16 protein-coding genes are annotated in these 16,688 nt (G+C 49.7%); 3 read left to right on the top strand and 13 right to left on the bottom strand.

The genetic code is table 11. The annotated features are described in order from the left end of the window. Window positions 1–245: 245 nt before the first annotated feature. Window positions 246–1,673: a cytochrome c oxidase accessory protein CcoG gene (ccoG, locus tag ACMHXI_RS12810; protein WP_100143499.1), complete on the bottom strand. Its 1,428-nt coding sequence runs from the start codon at window positions 1,671–1,673 to the stop codon at window positions 246–248. 87 nt (window positions 1,674–1,760) lie between these two features. Between ccoG and ACMHXI_RS12805 the strand changes: the two genes are divergently transcribed. From ACMHXI_RS12805 to ACMHXI_RS12795, 3 genes are all read left to right on the top strand, one after another. After that, the gene (locus tag ACMHXI_RS12805) at window positions 1,761–2,111 is read left to right on the top strand and encodes a hypothetical protein (RefSeq protein WP_025889692.1); all 351 of its coding nucleotides are present in this window, start codon (window positions 1,761–1,763) and stop codon (window positions 2,109–2,111) included. Between the two features lie 110 nt (window positions 2,112–2,221). Beyond that, on the top strand, window positions 2,222–3,124 hold the full coding sequence (locus tag ACMHXI_RS12800) for a 1,4-dihydroxy-2-naphthoyl-CoA synthase (RefSeq protein ID WP_028780956.1): 903 nt from the start codon (window positions 2,222–2,224) through the stop codon (window positions 3,122–3,124). A gap of 132 nt (window positions 3,125–3,256) precedes the next feature. Next, on the top strand, window positions 3,257–3,460 hold the full coding sequence (locus ACMHXI_RS12795) for a DUF2061 domain-containing protein (RefSeq protein WP_025011735.1): 204 nt from the start codon (window positions 3,257–3,259) through the stop codon (window positions 3,458–3,460). Window positions 3,461–3,517: 57 nt separating this feature from the next. Here ACMHXI_RS12795 and glmS read toward each other — a convergent pair whose 3' ends face one another. From glmS to atpB, 12 genes are all read right to left on the bottom strand, one after another. Continuing rightward, entirely contained in the window at window positions 3,518–5,347 is a 1,830-nt protein-coding gene (gene glmS, locus ACMHXI_RS12790; protein ID WP_144166288.1) for a glutamine--fructose-6-phosphate transaminase (isomerizing), read from the bottom strand. Between the two features lie 24 nt (window positions 5,348–5,371). After that, on the bottom strand, window positions 5,372–6,142 hold the full coding sequence (locus ACMHXI_RS12785; protein ID WP_413735099.1) for a DeoR/GlpR family DNA-binding transcription regulator: 771 nt from the start codon (window positions 6,140–6,142) through the stop codon (window positions 5,372–5,374). A gap of 230 nt (window positions 6,143–6,372) precedes the next feature. Next, window positions 6,373–8,457 (bottom strand): TonB-dependent siderophore receptor, encoded by a 2,085-nt coding sequence (locus tag ACMHXI_RS12780; RefSeq protein WP_115389535.1) that lies wholly within the window; start codon window positions 8,455–8,457, stop codon window positions 6,373–6,375. Between the two features lie 181 nt (window positions 8,458–8,638). Next, a complete protein-coding gene (gene glmU, locus ACMHXI_RS12775; protein WP_071237024.1) occupies window positions 8,639–10,003 on the bottom strand; it encodes a bifunctional UDP-N-acetylglucosamine diphosphorylase/glucosamine-1-phosphate N-acetyltransferase GlmU in 1,365 nt (454 codons plus the stop codon). 155 nt (window positions 10,004–10,158) lie between these two features. Then, complete coding sequence (locus tag ACMHXI_RS12770; RefSeq protein WP_025011732.1) at window positions 10,159–10,587, bottom strand: F0F1 ATP synthase subunit epsilon; 429 nt, start codon at window positions 10,585–10,587, stop codon at window positions 10,159–10,161. Between the two features lie 36 nt (window positions 10,588–10,623). Then, a complete protein-coding gene (atpD, locus tag ACMHXI_RS12765; RefSeq protein ID WP_025889685.1) occupies window positions 10,624–12,012 on the bottom strand; it encodes a F0F1 ATP synthase subunit beta in 1,389 nt (462 codons plus the stop codon). Window positions 12,013–12,047: 35 nt separating this feature from the next. After that, window positions 12,048–12,908: a F0F1 ATP synthase subunit gamma gene (gene atpG / locus ACMHXI_RS12760; RefSeq protein ID WP_025889684.1), complete on the bottom strand. Its 861-nt coding sequence runs from the start codon at window positions 12,906–12,908 to the stop codon at window positions 12,048–12,050. A 50-nt stretch (window positions 12,909–12,958) separates the two neighbouring features. Then, window positions 12,959–14,500 carry a F0F1 ATP synthase subunit alpha gene (gene atpA, locus ACMHXI_RS12755; protein WP_025011731.1) on the bottom strand — a complete coding sequence of 514 codons (1,542 nt, stop codon included), beginning with the start codon at window positions 14,498–14,500 and terminating at the stop codon, window positions 12,959–12,961. A 14-nt stretch (window positions 14,501–14,514) separates the two neighbouring features. Then, complete coding sequence (atpH, locus tag ACMHXI_RS12750; protein ID WP_025011730.1) at window positions 14,515–15,048, bottom strand: F0F1 ATP synthase subunit delta; 534 nt, start codon at window positions 15,046–15,048, stop codon at window positions 14,515–14,517. Window positions 15,049–15,063: 15 nt separating this feature from the next. Next, complete coding sequence (gene atpF, locus ACMHXI_RS12745) at window positions 15,064–15,534, bottom strand: F0F1 ATP synthase subunit B (RefSeq protein WP_028780952.1); 471 nt, start codon at window positions 15,532–15,534, stop codon at window positions 15,064–15,066. A gap of 37 nt (window positions 15,535–15,571) precedes the next feature. Then, window positions 15,572–15,823, bottom strand: coding sequence for a F0F1 ATP synthase subunit C (gene atpE / locus ACMHXI_RS12740; protein ID WP_025011729.1), 252 nt, complete (start codon window positions 15,821–15,823; stop codon window positions 15,572–15,574). Between the two features lie 65 nt (window positions 15,824–15,888). Further along, window positions 15,889–16,683, bottom strand: coding sequence for a F0F1 ATP synthase subunit A (atpB, locus tag ACMHXI_RS12735; RefSeq protein WP_025011728.1), 795 nt, complete (start codon window positions 16,681–16,683; stop codon window positions 15,889–15,891). Window positions 16,684–16,688 lie beyond the last annotated feature (5 nt).

The raw sequence follows: 16,688 nt of genomic DNA, 5'->3' as shown, positions 1-16,688 counted from the left end.
TCGTTGAAAGGACTCGAGAGCCGTTTTTCTTCGACCCTGTCACGTCTTTCGCGTTGCCGCTGTGCCGTGTCAGTGGGAGCGCATTATAGGGAGCCAAAACTTTTGTGCAAGGGCTAAATCTTAGAAAAACAGGATTAATTTATCGTTCGCTCATAAAAGCAACCAAATGACCAAAAAAGCGATCTTTTTTGATGAAAAAAGGGGCTCGCGCCCCTTTTTATCTATCTTGAGTCGTTTCTTAAAGCTTAAGGCCCGAAGAAACGGGACTCCTGTTTGGCTTCAACCGTCTCACCATCGACTTCGGTAGTGACAATAAAGTCTATCTTGGTAATGGGACGTTTCAGCTCCACAGGGTCAACCGCCACACTGATTGGCAGCGTCAATACTTCACCGGCCGCAATTTGCACTGTTTGTGGGCCATACCATTTATAGTTGTTTAACCCATCAATGTGCATCTGGTACTCGTGGGCCGTTTCTGTTTTGTTCAATATCTTCAAAGTGAAGGTATTCTCTGTCATCCCCTGAGTATTCTCGGTATAGAGCTGATTCCGGTCACGAATGATATCGATGCGTACAGGGGCGATATTGGCACTGGCGTAGATAAACACCAAAATCATCGCGGTAAGCACAACACCATAGCCCACCAGCTTGGGACGCAGCACTTTTTCCTTGATCCCTTCCAGTTTGTTTTCCGTGGTGTAACTGATAAGGCCTTTGGCATATCCCATACGTTCCATGGTGGAGTCGCAAGCATCGATACAGGCGCCGCAGTTGATACATTCGTACTGCAGGCCATTACGGATATCAATCCCTGTCGGACAGACCTGAACACAGAGATCGCAATCGATACAGTCGCCCAGCCCCAGAGCTTTGGGATCAGCCTTACGGGAACGGGGGCCGCGAGTTTCACCACGCTTGGTGTCATAGCCAACAATATAGGTGTTCTTATCGAACATGGCTGCCTGGAAACGTGCATAGGGGCACATGTGAATACACATGATTTCCCTCATCCAGCCGGCATTACCATAGGTTGCCAGAGTGAAGAGAATGACCCAGAAGTACACGGCGCCACTGGCCTGTAAGGTAAACACCTCTAGGTATACTTCTCTGGAGGGCACAAAGTAAGACACAAATGTCATGGCCGTCAGCAGGGAGATCAACAACCAGGCAGTATGCTTGGCCGTTTTGCGCCAGAGTTTGTCAAAACTCCAGGGCATCTGATCCAACTTCATCCTTTTGTTGCGTGCCCCTTCGAGCTTTTCTTCAAACCAGATAAAGATGAAGGTCCACACTGTCTGCGGGCAGGTGTACCCGCACCAGACCCTTCCCAGGTAGGTAGTGACAAAAAACAGTGCAAAGGCGGCAATCATAAACAAGGCCGCCAGTAACGTCAGATCCTGAGGCCAGATAGTCAGGCCGAATACATGAAACTTCTGCTCCGCCAGGTTAAACCAGACTGCCTGCCTATCCCCCCATGGAAGCCAGGGCAAGATGAGAAAAAACAGCATGGCTATCCATCCCATCCGCCGCCTTAACGTACTCCATAGACCATCAACCGCACGAACGTAAATTCGGTTGCGAGGATTAAAGCGGTCTGCTTTACTCGCATCAGGCTGGTGAATCTTGATTCGATTGGCTTTCGAATAATCCTTATTGCTCGACTCTTCACTCATCTTTACAGCCTTTTACTGCTTATTGTATAAAAACTGGCGTATTATACCTTGTAACACAAGGGTTATTAACCTTAGTTGGACTAAATGATGAAAGGCTGGATTATTTTGGCAATATTGGCCGGAGTGCTTTATTACCTGGTCACTCAGACGGATAAACTCGATGAGCCCATTGCCCAAACCGAAGCATTAGTAAAGAAAATTGAACGCAAGCTGGATGCCATGACGGGCACGCAGATCATTCGCCTCGATCAGAAAAAGGCCCGCCTCAAGGCAGATATTGCCGAGCGTTTGTCAGCTTCAGAGCTACAAGAGCTGGACAACATACTGACCACACCAGATACCCTGATGGACTTCAAGGATGAGTATTGTCGCGGCAATGTCATATCTCATCCTGTTTTCAACAAAGATAATCTGCTGTTCATCTGCGATAACCTCTGAGTAAAGCCGCGGGTTTTGTCGACGGTCGCAAAACCCGCACCTGAAATCATTGACCTCCCATGCCAATCCACCTAGCCTTTGAGCCATTATCAATATAGGGGCTGTTTGTTATGACATCTTTTGTTTCCGATACTTTTGAACCTGAATTGTGGGAAGAGGTTGCTGGGTTCGCTTTTGAAGACATCACTTACCACAGAGCCAAATCTCAAGGTACGGTGCGAATTGCCATTAATCGTCCCGACTGCCTGAACGCTTTTCGTCCCAAAACGGTTGATGAACTTTACATAGCTCTGGATCACGCCCGGCAATGGTCTGATGTAGGTTGTGTGCTGTTAACGGGTAATGGTCCATCAGCCAAGGGGCAATATTCCTTCTCCTCCGGTGGCGATCAGCGTATTCGCGGCAAGGACGGCTACAAATATGAAGGTGAGGAAGCCGGTAAGGCCGATTTGGCTCGCATGGGCCGCCTGCATATTCTCGAAGTGCAGCGCTTGATCCGCTTTATGCCCAAGGTCGTCATAGCCGTTGTTCCGGGTTGGGCGGTCGGTGGCGGTCACAGCCTGCACGTGGTGTGCGATCTGACACTGGCATCGAAAGAACATGCCGTTTTCAAACAGACAGATCCTGATGTAGCCAGCTTTGATTCCGGCTATGGCAGTGCTTATCTGGCGAAGATGATAGGCCAGAAGCGGGCAAGAGAAATATTTTTCTGTGGCTTTAACTACAGTGCCGATGAAGCCTTTGCCATGGGCATGGTTAACCGTTCGGTTCCGCATGCAGAACTTGAAACCGAAGCTCTGCGCTGGGCCAAGGAGATCAATTCCAAGTCCCCAACCGCAATGCGCATGCTCAAATATGGCTTTAACCTGCCTGATGATGGTTTGGTTGGCCAGCAACTGTTTGCCGGAGAAGCGACCCGTTTGGCCTATGGCACAGCCGAGGCCCAGGAAGGCCGAGACGCGTTTCTTGAAAAACGCGATCAGGACTTTTCCAGCTTCCCTTGGCATTACTGATAGTCTTAGACGATTAAAGGCCGCATAAGCGGCCTTTTTAATAGATAAAAACGGTCAAATTAATCTGTTAAACCCTCTTTTGATTGTTAATGAGAATTATTATCATTAAATTATCGAGAGAGGAGAACCGCCATGATTAAGACAATGACCTTTGCCATACTGCACTTTAGCGTAGCCTTTACCATCACTTATCTGCTTACCGGCAGTGTACTTATCGGTGGTGCCGTGGCCCTGGTAGAACCCAGTATCAATACTGTTGTTTTCTACTTCCACGAAAAAGTCTGGAAAAGATACGAAGCAAAAAAGCAGCAGCGGCTGACACAATTAACCGCCTGAGCATACACTCAGGCGATTAGTGGCAACACTTTCAGGCTAGAGCTTGATTCCGGCCAATTACTCCACAGTAACCGACTTGGCCAAGTTTCTTGGCTGATCCACATCAGTCCCTTTGATCAGGGCAACATGGTATGACAGCAACTGCAGCGGAATGGTGTAAATAAGCGGTGCCATAAACTCATCACAATGTGGCACAGGAATTACCTTCATGGTGTCATCGGATGCAAATTCAGCATCAACATCAGCAAACACATACATCAAGCCACCACGGGCACGCACTTCTTCCACATTGGACTTGAGCTTTTCAAGCAGTTCATTATTGGGTGCCACCACTATCACAGGCATGTCGGCATCGATCAGCGCCAATGGTCCATGTTTCAGCTCTCCGGATGCATAAGCCTCGGCATGAATATAGGAAATCTCCTTCAGCTTCAGCGCGCCTTCCATCGCTATGGGGTACTGATCGCCACGTCCCAGGAACAGGGCATGGCTCTTATCGGCAAAGTCTTCTGCCAACTCAGCAATGGCATCATCCAACCCCAGAGCCTGCTCCACTTTAGCCGGCATAGACTGCAGACTCTGGGCGATTGCCGCCTGCATTTCCACACTCATGCTGTTATAACGTCCCAGTGCCGCCGTCAGCATCAACAAACCGGCCAACTGCACGGTAAAAGCCTTGGTGGAAGCCACACCTATCTCGGCACCGGCTTTCATCATATATGCCATGTCGGACTCGCGAACCAGCGAGGACCCGGGGGCGTTACATATGGTCAAGGTTGCCTTGTACCCCATCTCTTTGGCCAAACGCATTGCCGCCAGGGTATCGGCCGTTTCACCGGATTGAGAAATGGTGACCAACAGGCTGTTGGGGAACAGATGCGACTTGCGGTAGCGGAATTCAGAGGCGATTTCCACATTACAGGAAACACCGGCCCAATCTTCCAGCCAATAACGTGCCGCCATACCGGCATGGTAACTGGTACCACAGGCAATGATCTGTACGTGTTTGATATCTTTGAGAAGCTCGTCTGCATTATCACCAAAGGCACTATCCAGCACCTGCTGTTGGGCAATTCGTCCTTCGAGAGTACGGGCCAGCGCCATTGGCTGCTCATAGATCTCTTTAAGCATATAGTGACGATACTCGCCCTTGTCACCGGCATCATGGGTGATTTCCGACTCTTTCTTTTCACGTATTACCGGGTTACCGTCCAGATCATAGATATGGACCTCACGGCGAGTCACTTCGGCAACATCGCCCTCTTCCAGGAAGGCAAAAGTACGGGTCACCGGCAGCAGCGCCAACTGATCCGAAGCAACGAAGTTTTCTCCCAGGCCAAAGCCTATTACCAATGGGCTGCCACTGCGGGCGACCACCAGCCGTTCAGGGTCACGGCGGTCGATGACCACAGTGCCATAGGCACCTTCCAGTTGTTTGACCGTGGCTTGTACCGCCGCCAGCAAGCCGGGGGCAGACTTAAGCTCATGGTCGACCAGATGACAAATAACTTCTGTATCTGTATCTGAGTTGAACTGATACCCCAAGCCCTTGAGCATCTCCCGCAATTTAGCGTGATTTTCAATAATGCCGTTGTGCACCACGGCTATGTCGCTGCCGGATTGATGTGGATGCGCGTTGCGCTCACTGGGCTCACCATGGGTCGCCCAACGGGTATGGGCGATACCTGTACCACCGGCCAAAGGAGCAGTTTGCAAAGCATCGGCCAACTCCTGCACCTTGCCAACTCTGCGGGTACGGGTCAGTTCACCTTGGTGAATGACAGCCACACCGGCCGAATCATAGCCACGATATTCCAGGCGTTTCAGCCCCTCTATTAAGATTTCAGCTACATCCCGCTGCGCTACTGCGCCAACAATTCCACACATATCAATATCCGCTTAATTTAAAGTTTATGCTGTAAAAGGGGCTAAGATCAGCTTTACCCCTTGATTTGAAATACTTTCAGCGGCTGCATCAGGCAGCCTGTCATCTGTCACCAGGGTCGTGACCAACTCCCAGGGCAACTCAAGATTAGGAATTCTGCGACCCACCTTTTCCGATTCGAGCAACACCACCACATCCCTGGAGACTTCCGCCATCACCCGGCTGAGTCCAATCAACTCATTGAAAGTGGTGGTGCCTCGCTGCAAGTCAATGCCATCGGCACCGATAAAAAGCTGGTCAAAGTTGTAGGAACGCAATACTTGCTCAGCCACCTGTCCTTGAAAAGATTCGGAGTGGGGATCCCAAGTGCCCCCTGTCATCAAGAGTGTGGGCTCATTTTCCAATTCATGTATCGCATTGGCCAGTTGCAGGGAGTTGGTCATAACCACCAGACCGCGCTTATCATTGAGCTCAGGAATAAGCCCCAAAGTGGTGCTGCCACAATCTATGATGATGCGGTTATGATCTTTGATAAGCCCGGCAGCGGTCTGAGCTATGGCCAACTTATTGCGGGAAGGCGGTTCAGATAAGGTTTGGGTTATCTCTTGAGGAACGACGACGGCGCCACCATAACGACGCAGCAGCAAACCGGTTTTCTCCAGGGCTGCCAAGTCTTTACGTATGGTCACTTCCGAAGTTTCAAACTTCAGCGCCAAGGCATCGACACTGACTTCACCCTGCTGCTGCAGCAGGGTAACTATGGCGTGACGCCTTTGTTGAGTGTTGCGTTTGGTCATTCCAGACTGAATAAGTTTCGATTCGAAAGGCGAATTATATAACTTCGAAACATAAACGCAATTACTGAGTGAAAAAAGCCCGTTAGCAGTTCAGCCGATATACAGGCATGCCTTAAAGCCAGCCCGAGCCTGGGTGCGTCACAAGAAGCCGAAAGAATTAGATTTCATCCATAAAAAATGCCGGTCACGGAGTGGCCGGCATTGCTGAATAGTATGATATCTATTGGTGATTAAAACTTGGCTTCAAGTGCCAGACTGAAATGGCGACCTTCACTGATAGTGACCATCTGGTAATCACCGCCATCCAGATAATCTTTATCGAACAAATTACGTATGTTGGCGCGAACACCCAACTCGGTACCAGCAATATCAAAGGTATAAGCGGCACCTATATCGAAACGCACATAACCGTCTTTGGTGATCTGATTGTTTTTATCAGCAAAGCGCTCACCGACATAAACGGCACCGAAGTTCAGAGCCAGTGCTTCAGTCATCTCATAACGGGTCCAAATATTGGCCGACCATTCAGGAGCATCTATAGGAGTCTTTCCATCCAGTTCATCTCCCGTCTTGTAAGTGGCATCCAGATACATCATGGAACCAGTCATAAACCACTTATCACTTAACTGCCCCTGAGCTCCCATCTCGAAACCCTTGTGATGCTGAGTCCCATCCTGACGGGTAATTTTGCTCTTATCACCTTGAGGGACATCCAAGCTGTGAGTGACAATCCTGTTGTCTATCTTAATATCAAACACAGCAGCGGTCAGCAACAAGCTATTGTCGAACAGCTCCCACTTGGTGCCCAATTCATACTGCTCACCATATTCGGGATCCAGTTCCATACCGTCATTAAGATCCAGTTCGTTATCAACACTTCCTTGAGGAACAAAGCTCTTGGAGTAGTTCAGGTAAATACTGCCATTATCCGTAGGCGAATAGATGATGCCAAACTTGGGAGACGTTGCGCTGTCGGTAACTCCGTCTTCTTTTTGCTCGTCATAGCGTATACCTGCGAGCAGTTTCCACTGTTCATTCAAGCTGATTAAATCCTGAATGTAGACGCCATAGAAGTCATATTCACTAGGGTCACCCTTGGCCACAGAGTGATAATCAAGATCCGGCTTGGCAGGTAGGCCTGTACCAGGAATTACGGTTATGGAGCCGCCGCGGTCGCGACGTTGTTGATAGAAGTAGTCCAGATAATTGGCACCTATCAGCAACTGATGCTCGATACTGCCTGTATTGAAATGACCACTGAAATCCACATATGCAGTCTTGTGCTGCCAATCATCATAACGATCGAAAGGTCTGATGCTATAGCCATCCGTCATCGCATTTTCATTATAAGACGGAGCAGAATCCAAGCGCTGACGCTGGAACTTCTGGTGGTTATATCCCAGCTTCACATTCCAGTCATCGTTGAGATGCCAAACCAAATCGGCTCCCATGTTCTGTACCTTATTATCGGTAAATGCCCAAGGCATATCCCAGATAATGTCTCTGCCACCGATAAGCTCACCTTTTTTATTCAACCAGCCACCCACATCAATCCCGGTCTTATCTTGGGTGTGGTCATATTTCAACGCCAAGGTAATATCGTCGCTGAGATCAAACTCCAGGTTTAAATAGCCCAGCCAACGATCTCTTTCCTGATTTTCACCATCCTGATATTCGCGCCAATATTGGGTGTCCTGCTTAACCAACACTGTGCGATAACGTATGGTTTGAGCTTCGTTTAGGCTACCACCGGCATCCAGCTGAAAGCGGGTAGAGCCATTGTCATCGGTATCAAACCCCAGGTTAAACAGAGTGTCGTAGGTCGGCTTCTTGGTCACCATATTAACCAAGCCACCAGGGCCTGACTGGCCGTAGAGCATACTGGATGGGCCCTTGAGTACTTCTACCTGCTGCAGGGTTTCAATAGGTTGTACATAGTGCGACCACTGTTGATGACCATTGATCAAGTAGCCCGATCCAGAGTCCAGTTCAAACCCCCGAATAGAGAAAACCTGCCTGTTCCAACGCTGTGTACCCGCTGTGACCGAAGAGTCATTTACCAATACTTCAGCCAGGTTCGTTGCCAGCTGTTCATCGGTGACAAAGTCGGGGATAACGGTAACGGATTGAGGTGTATCCATCAGATTGATATCACCACGCATCGCGCCTGAGGCGACGCCGGTCTTATAATCATTGAAGCTACGGCCGGTAACACTGATGCGTTCAATATCTTCTGGCGCTTGCTCTGCTGCCAGTGGCATTGAAGAGATAGCAGCAACCACTGCCATACCTACACAGGAAAACTTAAACCTCATAATCACCTCATTCTCGATGCCGGACCGGCAATCTGTTCTATTTTTGCCAGCAAATATAAATGAGAAGAATTAGTATTTAAGTTTCTTTACGGATATTTACAATTAAATATGATTGACTTCAAACCCATTCGCGGGTTTGTGAGATAGAAAGCACCCAGATGGGTGCTTTCATTTAAGGGAATTACTTCTTTTGCTTTTGTGGACGCTTCCAGTCCTTGATATGTTTCTGCTTGACCCTGGTAATAACCAGTTCATCTGCGCCAACATCACGGGTTACAGTGGAACCGGCTCCCAGTGTGGCTCCCTTGCCGATAGTGACAGGAGCAACCAGTTGAGTGTCGCTGCCGACAAACACTTCATCTTCAATAACGGTCAGATGTTTGTTGGCGCCATCATAATTGCAGGTAATGGTACCGGCCCCTATGTTTACCCCTTGGCCAATTTGTGCATCTCCGAGGTAAGCCAGATGCCCAGCCTTGGAGCCCACACCGAGTACGGCTTTCTTCATCTCAACAAAATTGCCTATGTGGGCATCTTGCTTGAGTTCAGCGCCCGGACGCAGACGAGCAAACGGGCCGGCACTGGCGCCATCACCCAACTTGGCGCCCTCGACTATGCTGTAAGGCTTAATCTCGGCGTTGTCGGCAATCTCACAATCGATAAGGATTGCCCCGGCGCCTACAGTCACGTTATTACCCAGCACCACTTTACCTTCGAAGATCACATTAACATCTATCATCACATCCATGCCGACGGTCACTTCACCGCGAACATCTATGCGTGCCGGATCTCTTAAGTTGGCACCATCCAGCATCAGGGCTTCAGCACAGCGTTGCTGATAAGCACGTTCCAACGCCGCCAACTGCACCCTGTTATTGGCGCCTTCGGTCTCTATGGAATTAACTGGATGAGCCGTGTCTATGGCCACACCATCTGCGTGAGCCATGGCAATCACATCAGTAAGATAAAACTCGCCCTGAGCATTGTTGTTTTCCAAGCGTCCGAGCCAGTTTTTCAATTGTTTGCCCGGCAATGCCATGATGCCGCTGTTGATCTCATTAATCTTGAGTTGCTCGGCAGTAGCATCTTTTTGTTCGACTATGCCAACCACCTTGCCATGCTCGCGCACCATACGGCCATAGCCGCTTGGGTCATCCAGATGCACTGTCAGTACGGCTACGCCATCGTTTTGCCTGGCAGCAAGCAGGGCTTCCAGAGTTTCCTTGCGGGTGAGGGGAACGTCACCATAGAGCACCAATACAGTGTCATTGTCATCTATCTGGGGAATCGCCTGGGCTACCGCGTGGCCAGTGCCAAGTTGTTCAGCCTGCAGCACAAAGTTAAGCGGTTGCTCGCCCAGTTCCGTCATCAGCTTGTCGCCGCCATAACCGTAAACCAGATTGATCTTGTCGGCATTAAGTGAATGAGCCGTATCAATCACATGCTGCACCATGGGCTTATGGGCAACCTTATGCAGGACTTTAGGCAAATCGGAACGCATCCGGGTCCCTTTCCCGGCGGCGAGAATTACAACATTCAATGACATGGGAGATTCCTTTTCTATAGGCTGGCGCAAGTGTACCGGAATCACAGTAAAAATGCAGCGCTCACGCAGCTTGGAAGCTTGCAAATCTGCTTGAGGCAAGCAGGAATAACAGACACAAAAAAGGCGCCCTGAGGCGCCTTTTTTCAGCAGTGCTGTTATCTGGCAATGTTCTTCTTGATGGTCTCAACGACCCGCAACTGAGCCACGGCCTTAGCCAGTTCAATTGCTGCCGCAGCATAATCGAAGTCAGCACCGGCATCGGCCATATGGGCCTCAGCACGACGCTTGGCTTCTACTGCAGCCTGCTCGTCAATCTCATCGGCACGCATTACAACATCAGCCAATACGGACACGGAATTGGGTTGAACTTCCAGTAAACCACCTGAAAGGTAAAACACCTCTTCCTGACCATTTTGTTTGACGATGCGCGCCATGCCAGGTTTGATATTGGTCAGCAGCGGAGTGTGACCAGGCATAATACCCAGTTCACCCTCAGAACCTGTTACCTGTAAATGGGCAACAAGGCCTGAGAAGATTTTGCTCTCTGCACTGACGATATCAAGCTGTACTGTCATGGCTGCCATCCCGTTCTCCTTACCAAACTATGCAATATTGCCTAGTTATTTCTTGTTGGCTTTCTCAACGGCTTCGTCGATTGAACCAACCATGTAGAACGCTTGCTCTGGCAGGTGATCGAACTCACCGTCCAGAATTCCCTTGAAGCCACGGATGGTTTCTTTCAGGGGCACGTACTTACCTGGAGAACCGGTAAAGACTTCAGCTACGTGGAATGGCTGAGACAGGAAACGCTCGATCTTACGGGCGCGGGATACTGTCATCTTGTCGTCATCTGACAACTCGTCCATACCCAGAATAGCGATGATGTCTTTCAGCTCTTTGTAACGCTGCAGAACTGTCTGTACACCGTTTGCCACGTCATAGTGCTCTTGGCCAACAACCTGTGGATCCAACTGACGAGAGGTGGAATCCAGTGGGTCAACCGCTGGGTAGATACCCAGAGAAGCGATTTGACGAGACAGTACCACAGTCGCATCCAAGTGGGCGAAGGTGGTTGCTGGGCTTGGGTCAGTCAAGTCATCCGCAGGTACGTATACCGCTTGTACCGAAGTGATAGAACCCACTTTGGTAGAAGTAATACGTTCTTGCAGAACACCCATCTCTTCAGCCAGTGTTGGCTGATAACCCACAGCAGAAGGCATACGACCCAGCAGTGCCGATACTTCGGTACCAGCCAGGGTGTAACGGTAGATGTTGTCAACGAACAACAGTACGTCACGACCTTCGTCACGGAACTTCTCGGCCATAGTCAGACCAGTCAGAGCAACACGCAGACGGTTACCTGGTGGCTCGTTCATCTGACCGTACACCATGGCTACCTTGTCCAGTACGCCTGAGTCTTTCATCTCGTAGTAGAAGTCGTTACCTTCACGGGTACGCTCACCTACACCGGCGAATACTGACAGACCTGAGTGGGCTTTCGCGATGTTGTTGATCAGTTCCATCATGTTAACTGTCTTACCAACACCCGCACCACCGAACAGACCTACTTTACCACCCTTGGCGAACGGACATACCAGGTCAATAACCTTGATGCCGGTTTCCAGCAATTCAGTGGTGTTAGATTGCTCTTCATAAGAAGGAGCATCACGGTGGATGATATAACGCTCATCTTCACCGATAGCGCCCGCTTCATCCACAGGCTCACCCAGAACGTTCATGATACGGCCAAGGGTCGCAGCCCCAACCGGAACGGAAATTGGTGAACCAGAGTTTTCTACCTCGATACCACGACGCAGACCATCGGAAGAACCCATGGCGATGGTACGAACTACACCACCACCCAGCTGTTGCTGAACTTCCAGCACCAAGCCTTTACAGGCGCCTTCGCCTGTGATCTTCAGAGCGTCATATACCTGAGGTACGGCATCTTGTGGAAACTCAACGTCCACAACCGCGCCAATCACTTGGACAACAGTACCTGTGCTCATGATTAATCCTCTAAAACTTGTATTCGTTACCCAGCCTAAACCGCGGCTGCACCTGACACAATTTCCGACAGCTCTTGCGTAATAGCCGCCTGACGGGCCTTGTTGTATACCAGTTGCAGATCATCGATCAGCGTGCCGGCGTTGTCTGTTGCTGCCTTCATGGCCACCATACGGGCAGCCTGCTCGGAAGCAATGTTTTCAACGACACCCTGATACACCTGAGACTCCACATAACGAACCAAAAGCTTGTCCAACAAGACCTTTGGATCTGGCTCATAGATGTAGTCCCAGCGATGCGCTACGTCATCTTCGTCTGATTTAGGCAAAGGTAGCAGCTGCTCGATCACAGGAGTCTGCGTCATGGTATTAACAAACTTGTTGAATACCACATACAGACGATCCAGCTTGCCTTCGTTGTAAGCCTGGAGCATTACCCGCACAGTACCAATCAGGTCAGCGAGCTTGGGAGCATCACCTAAACCTGAAGCATGGGCCTGTACCTTGCCACCAAAGCTCTTGAAAAACTGAACACTACGAGCACCGATAGGGCAGAATTCAACTTCTACACCTTGCTCTTTCCAGCTTTTCACGTCTGCGACAACCTTTTTGAACAGGTTGACGTTCAGACCACCACAAAGGCCACGGTCGGTTGCCACTACTATGTAACCAACCCGCTTGGGTTCTCTCACCTCCAGGTAGGGGTGTTTGTACTCCAGAGAACCTTGAGCGACGTGACCGATCACCTTACGCATGCTCTCCGCATATGGACGGCTTGCAGCCATGCGGTCCTGCGCCTTGCGCATTTTGCTGGCTGCCACCATTTCCATGGCGGACGTGATCTTCTGAGTGTTTTTCACACTCGCGATCTTGGTTTTAATCTCTTTAGCGCCGGCCATCTCTACTCTCCAATCTGGACCTGAGGTGCCTTATGACACCTCGCATGTATTTACCAGGTTTGGGTTGCCACGAACTTGTCGAGACCAGCCTTCAGCTCAGCTTCGATTTCGGCATTGTAATCACCGCTATCGTTGATCAGCTTCATCAGCTCAGCATGCTCGCCGTTCATGAAAGAGAGCAGAGCGGCTTCGAAGTCACCGATCTTCTTCAGCTCAATACCTTTCAGGTAGCCTTTTTCAGCTGCAAAAATAGATACAGCTTGGTCAGCTACGCTCATAGGAGCGTATTGCTTTTGCTTCATCAGTTCGGTTACACGCTCACCGTGCTCCAGCTGGGCACGAGTTGCATCGTCAAGGTCAGACGCAAACTGTGAGAACGCAGCAAGCTCTCTATACTGTGCCAGAGCAGTACGGATACCGCCGGACAGTTTCTTGATGATCTTGGTCTGAGCCGCACCACCTACACGAGAAACAGAGATACCTGGGTTAACCGCTGGACGCAGGCCAGAGTTGAACAGGTCGGTTTCAAGGAAGATCTGACCGTCGGTAATAGAAATTACGTTGGTCGGTACGAACGCAGATACGTCACCTGCCTGGGTTTCAATAATTGGCAGAGCGGTCAAAGAACCCGTCTTGCCTTTTACTTCACCATTGGTGAACTTCTCAACGTACTCTTCGTTCACGCGGGAAGCACGTTCCAGCAGACGAGAGTGCAGATAGAATACGTCACCTGGGTAAGCTTCACGGCCTGGTGGACGCTTCAGCAGCAGGGAGATCTGACGGTAAGCAACAGCCTGCTTGGACAGGTCATCGTAAACGATCAGAGCATCTTCACCGCGGTCACGGAAATATTCACCCATGGTACAACCAGAGTATGGTGCCAGGTACTGCAGGGCAGCTGCTTCAGAAGCAGTAGCAACCACAACAATAGTGTTGGCCAGAGCACCGTGCTCTTCCAGCTTGCGTACTACGTTAGCAATAGTAGAAGCCTTCTGGCCTACTGCAACGTACACACACTTGATGCCGGAATCTTTCTGGTTGATGATGGCGTCAATAGCCATCGCAGTTTTACCGGTTTGACGGTCACCGATGATCAGCTCACGCTGACCACGACCGATAGGGATCATGGCATCAACCGCTTTATAACCGGTTTGCACCGGTTGAGATACGGATTGACGCTCAATAACACCAGGAGCAATCATTTCAACAGGTGCAAAACCATCGTTGTCGATTGGTCCTTTACCGTCGATTGGCTCACCCAGGGTGTTAACAACACGTCCCAGCAGACCACGACCCACTGGAACTTCCAGAATACGGCCAGTGGTTTTAACTTTTACGCCCTCAGCCAGATCGGCATAAGGACCCATAACTACGGCACCTACAGAATCACGTTCAAGGTTCAACGCGATTGCATAACGGTTGCCAGGCAGTTCGATCATCTCACCCTGCATTACATCGGCCAGGCCGTGAATGCGGATGATGCCGTCACTGACCGAAACGATAGTACCTTCGTTGCGGGCTTCACTGACGACTTCGAACTGCTCGATCCGCTGCTTAATCAGATCGCTGATTTCAGTGGAATTCAGTTGCATGCTCAAACTCCCAATTACGACTGCAGCTTATCAGACAGGCGGTTCAATTTACCGCGGATGGATCCATCTATCACCAGATCCCCTGCCTTGATAATTACACCGGCGATAAGCTCGGCGTTGACGCTGCAATTCAGCTTAACTTTGCGTGCGAGACGTTTCTCTAAAGAAACACTGATCTGCTGTTGCTGCTCAGAGCTAAGCTCAGTAGCAGACACCACGCTGGCTTCGATTTCCTTAGCCCATTCGTGGCGAAACTCAGCATAGAGCTGAGATACAGCAGGCAGTACCTCCAAGCGACCGTTTTCAGCCATTACCTTGATCAGATTTTGACCGTGCTCATCAATTTGCTCGCCACAGATATTGATAAAGAGTGCAGCTAGCTTATTGCTGGACATAGATCCAGCCAGCAGTGGCTTCATGGATTCGTTTTCACTCACCATTGCCGCGAAATCGAGCATTTCTGCCCAGTTTTCTACTGCTTGATGTTCAACAGCAAAGTCAAAAGCTGCCTTAGCGTAAGGGCGAGCAATGGTGGTTAACTCAGCCATAACTCAACTCCCTTATCAAATTTCAGCAACTAGTTTATTAACTATGTCGCTTTGGGCGGCTTCATCAATCGAACGCTCGAGGATCTTCTCTGCACCAGTGATGGCAAGAGTAGCAACCTGCTTACGCAGTTCCTCTTTCACGCGATTACGTTCAGCTTCAATTTCTGCTTTACCCTGAGCAATGATTTTCGCACGCTCAGCGTCTGCTTCAGCTTTGGCTTCGTCAATAATCTGAGCCTTGCGCTTGTTGGCAGACTCAATGATTTCGTTGGCTGTAGCCTTGGCGTCTTTCAGTTGGTCAGTCGCTTTCGCTTGAGCCAACTCCAGGTCTTTTGCTGCACGGTCAGCGTCAGCAAGACCATCAGCAATCCTTTTCTGGCGCGCTTCGATGGCATTCATCAAAGGGGGCCATACAAACTTCATGCAGAACCACACGAAGATAATAAAGGCGACCGTCTGACCGATTAGGGTAGCGTTGATATTCACAACAGCCTCCTATTTAGAGTTAAGACAGAAGCGTTTATTACAGCATTGCACCCAGTGGGTTAGTAAACAGCATGTAAAGTGCAATACCTACACCGATCATGGTTACGGCGTCGAGCAGACCCGCTACGATGAACATCTTAACTTGCAGCATAGGAGCCATTTCTGGTTGACGCGCAGCGCCTTCCAGGAACTTACCACCCAAAAGGCCGAAACCGATAGCGGTACCCAGTGCACCCAAACCAATGAGCAGAGCAACAGCAATTGCAGTAAAGCCCAGAATCGTTTCCATCTGTATCTCCAGTATCTAAATCTATGTTAGTTGATGATTTAGTTAAAAAATTTCTTCAGCAGTCCTTAATGATCTTCATGAGCCATGCTTAGGTAAACGATAGTCAGCATCATGAAAATAAACGCTTGCAGCGTGATAACCAGAATATGGAAGATCAGCCAGCCCAGTTGCAGAGTCACACCCAGAGCGGCAATCGCCAAGTTGGCACCATACATCAGCGCAATAAGGATGAAGATCAACTCACCTGCATACAAGTTACCAAAAAGACGTAGCCCCAATGAAATGGGCTTAGCTATCAAGGTAACTATTTCGAGCAGGAAGTTGACGGGTATCATTGCCCAATGGTTGAAGGGCTGTAGCGTCAGTTCTTTCGCAAAACCTGACACACCTTTGACCTTGATGCTGTAGTAAATAATCAGCACAAACACGCCCAACGCGAGGCTGAAAGTGATGTTAAGGTCAGTAGTCGGTACTATTTTCAGATAAGGCACACCAGCCAAAGAGGCCGCATGTGGTACCCAGTCAACGGGCACCATATCCATGAGGTTCATCATGAATACCCACATGAAAATAGTCAGAGCAAGAGGTGCTATCAAGGCATTGCGACCATGGAATGTATCTTTAACGCTGTTGTCGACAAACTCGACGATCATTTCGATAAAGCATTGAAGCTTACCGGGAACGCCAGAAGTTGCCTTTTTGCCAACGCTGCGGAACAACCACAGAAACAGCACGCCAAGACCAACCGAAAAGAGCAATGAATCAACGTGCCATGTCCAGAAACCTTCACCAACGGTAAGGTTGGTAAGGTGATGCTGGATATAGCCCTGCGGTGTTAATGCTTCACCAGATGCAGCCATGATTC

This window comes from Shewanella sp. BJSY2023SW005, from assembly GCF_047314585.1.
Classification (GTDB): Bacteria; Pseudomonadota; Gammaproteobacteria; order Enterobacterales; family Shewanellaceae; genus Shewanella; species Shewanella algae.
Note: the sequence above shows the minus strand (reverse complement) of the source record. Positions and strands in the feature narration are given on the sequence as shown.

Coding starts and splice junctions, on each gene's coding strand:
- ccoG (WP_100143499.1), bottom strand. CDS start 1,673: ATGAGTGAAGAGTCGAGCAATAAGGATTATTCGAAAGCCAATCGAATC.
- ACMHXI_RS12805 (WP_025889692.1), top strand. CDS start 1,761: ATGAAAGGCTGGATTATTTTGGCAATATTGGCCGGAGTGCTTTATTAC.
- ACMHXI_RS12800 (WP_028780956.1), top strand. CDS start 2,222: ATGACATCTTTTGTTTCCGATACTTTTGAACCTGAATTGTGGGAAGAG.
- ACMHXI_RS12795 (WP_025011735.1), top strand. CDS start 3,257: ATGATTAAGACAATGACCTTTGCCATACTGCACTTTAGCGTAGCCTTT.
- glmS (WP_144166288.1), bottom strand. CDS start 5,347: ATGTGTGGAATTGTTGGCGCAGTAGCGCAGCGGGATGTAGCTGAAATC.
- ACMHXI_RS12785 (WP_413735099.1), bottom strand. CDS start 6,142: ATGACCAAACGCAACACTCAACAAAGGCGTCACGCCATAGTTACCCTG.
- ACMHXI_RS12780 (WP_115389535.1), bottom strand. CDS start 8,457: ATGAGGTTTAAGTTTTCCTGTGTAGGTATGGCAGTGGTTGCTGCTATC.
- glmU (WP_071237024.1), bottom strand. CDS start 10,003: ATGTCATTGAATGTTGTAATTCTCGCCGCCGGGAAAGGGACCCGGATG.
- ACMHXI_RS12770 (WP_025011732.1), bottom strand. CDS start 10,587: ATGGCAGCCATGACAGTACAGCTTGATATCGTCAGTGCAGAGAGCAAA.
- atpD (WP_025889685.1), bottom strand. CDS start 12,012: ATGAGCACAGGTACTGTTGTCCAAGTGATTGGCGCGGTTGTGGACGTT.
- atpG (WP_025889684.1), bottom strand. CDS start 12,908: ATGGCCGGCGCTAAAGAGATTAAAACCAAGATCGCGAGTGTGAAAAAC.
- atpA (WP_025011731.1), bottom strand. CDS start 14,500: ATGCAACTGAATTCCACTGAAATCAGCGATCTGATTAAGCAGCGGATC.
- atpH (WP_025011730.1), bottom strand. CDS start 15,048: ATGGCTGAGTTAACCACCATTGCTCGCCCTTACGCTAAGGCAGCTTTT.
- atpE (WP_025011729.1), bottom strand. CDS start 15,823: ATGGAAACGATTCTGGGCTTTACTGCAATTGCTGTTGCTCTGCTCATT.
- atpB (WP_025011728.1), bottom strand. CDS start 16,683: ATGGCTGCATCTGGTGAAGCATTAACACCGCAGGGCTATATCCAGCAT.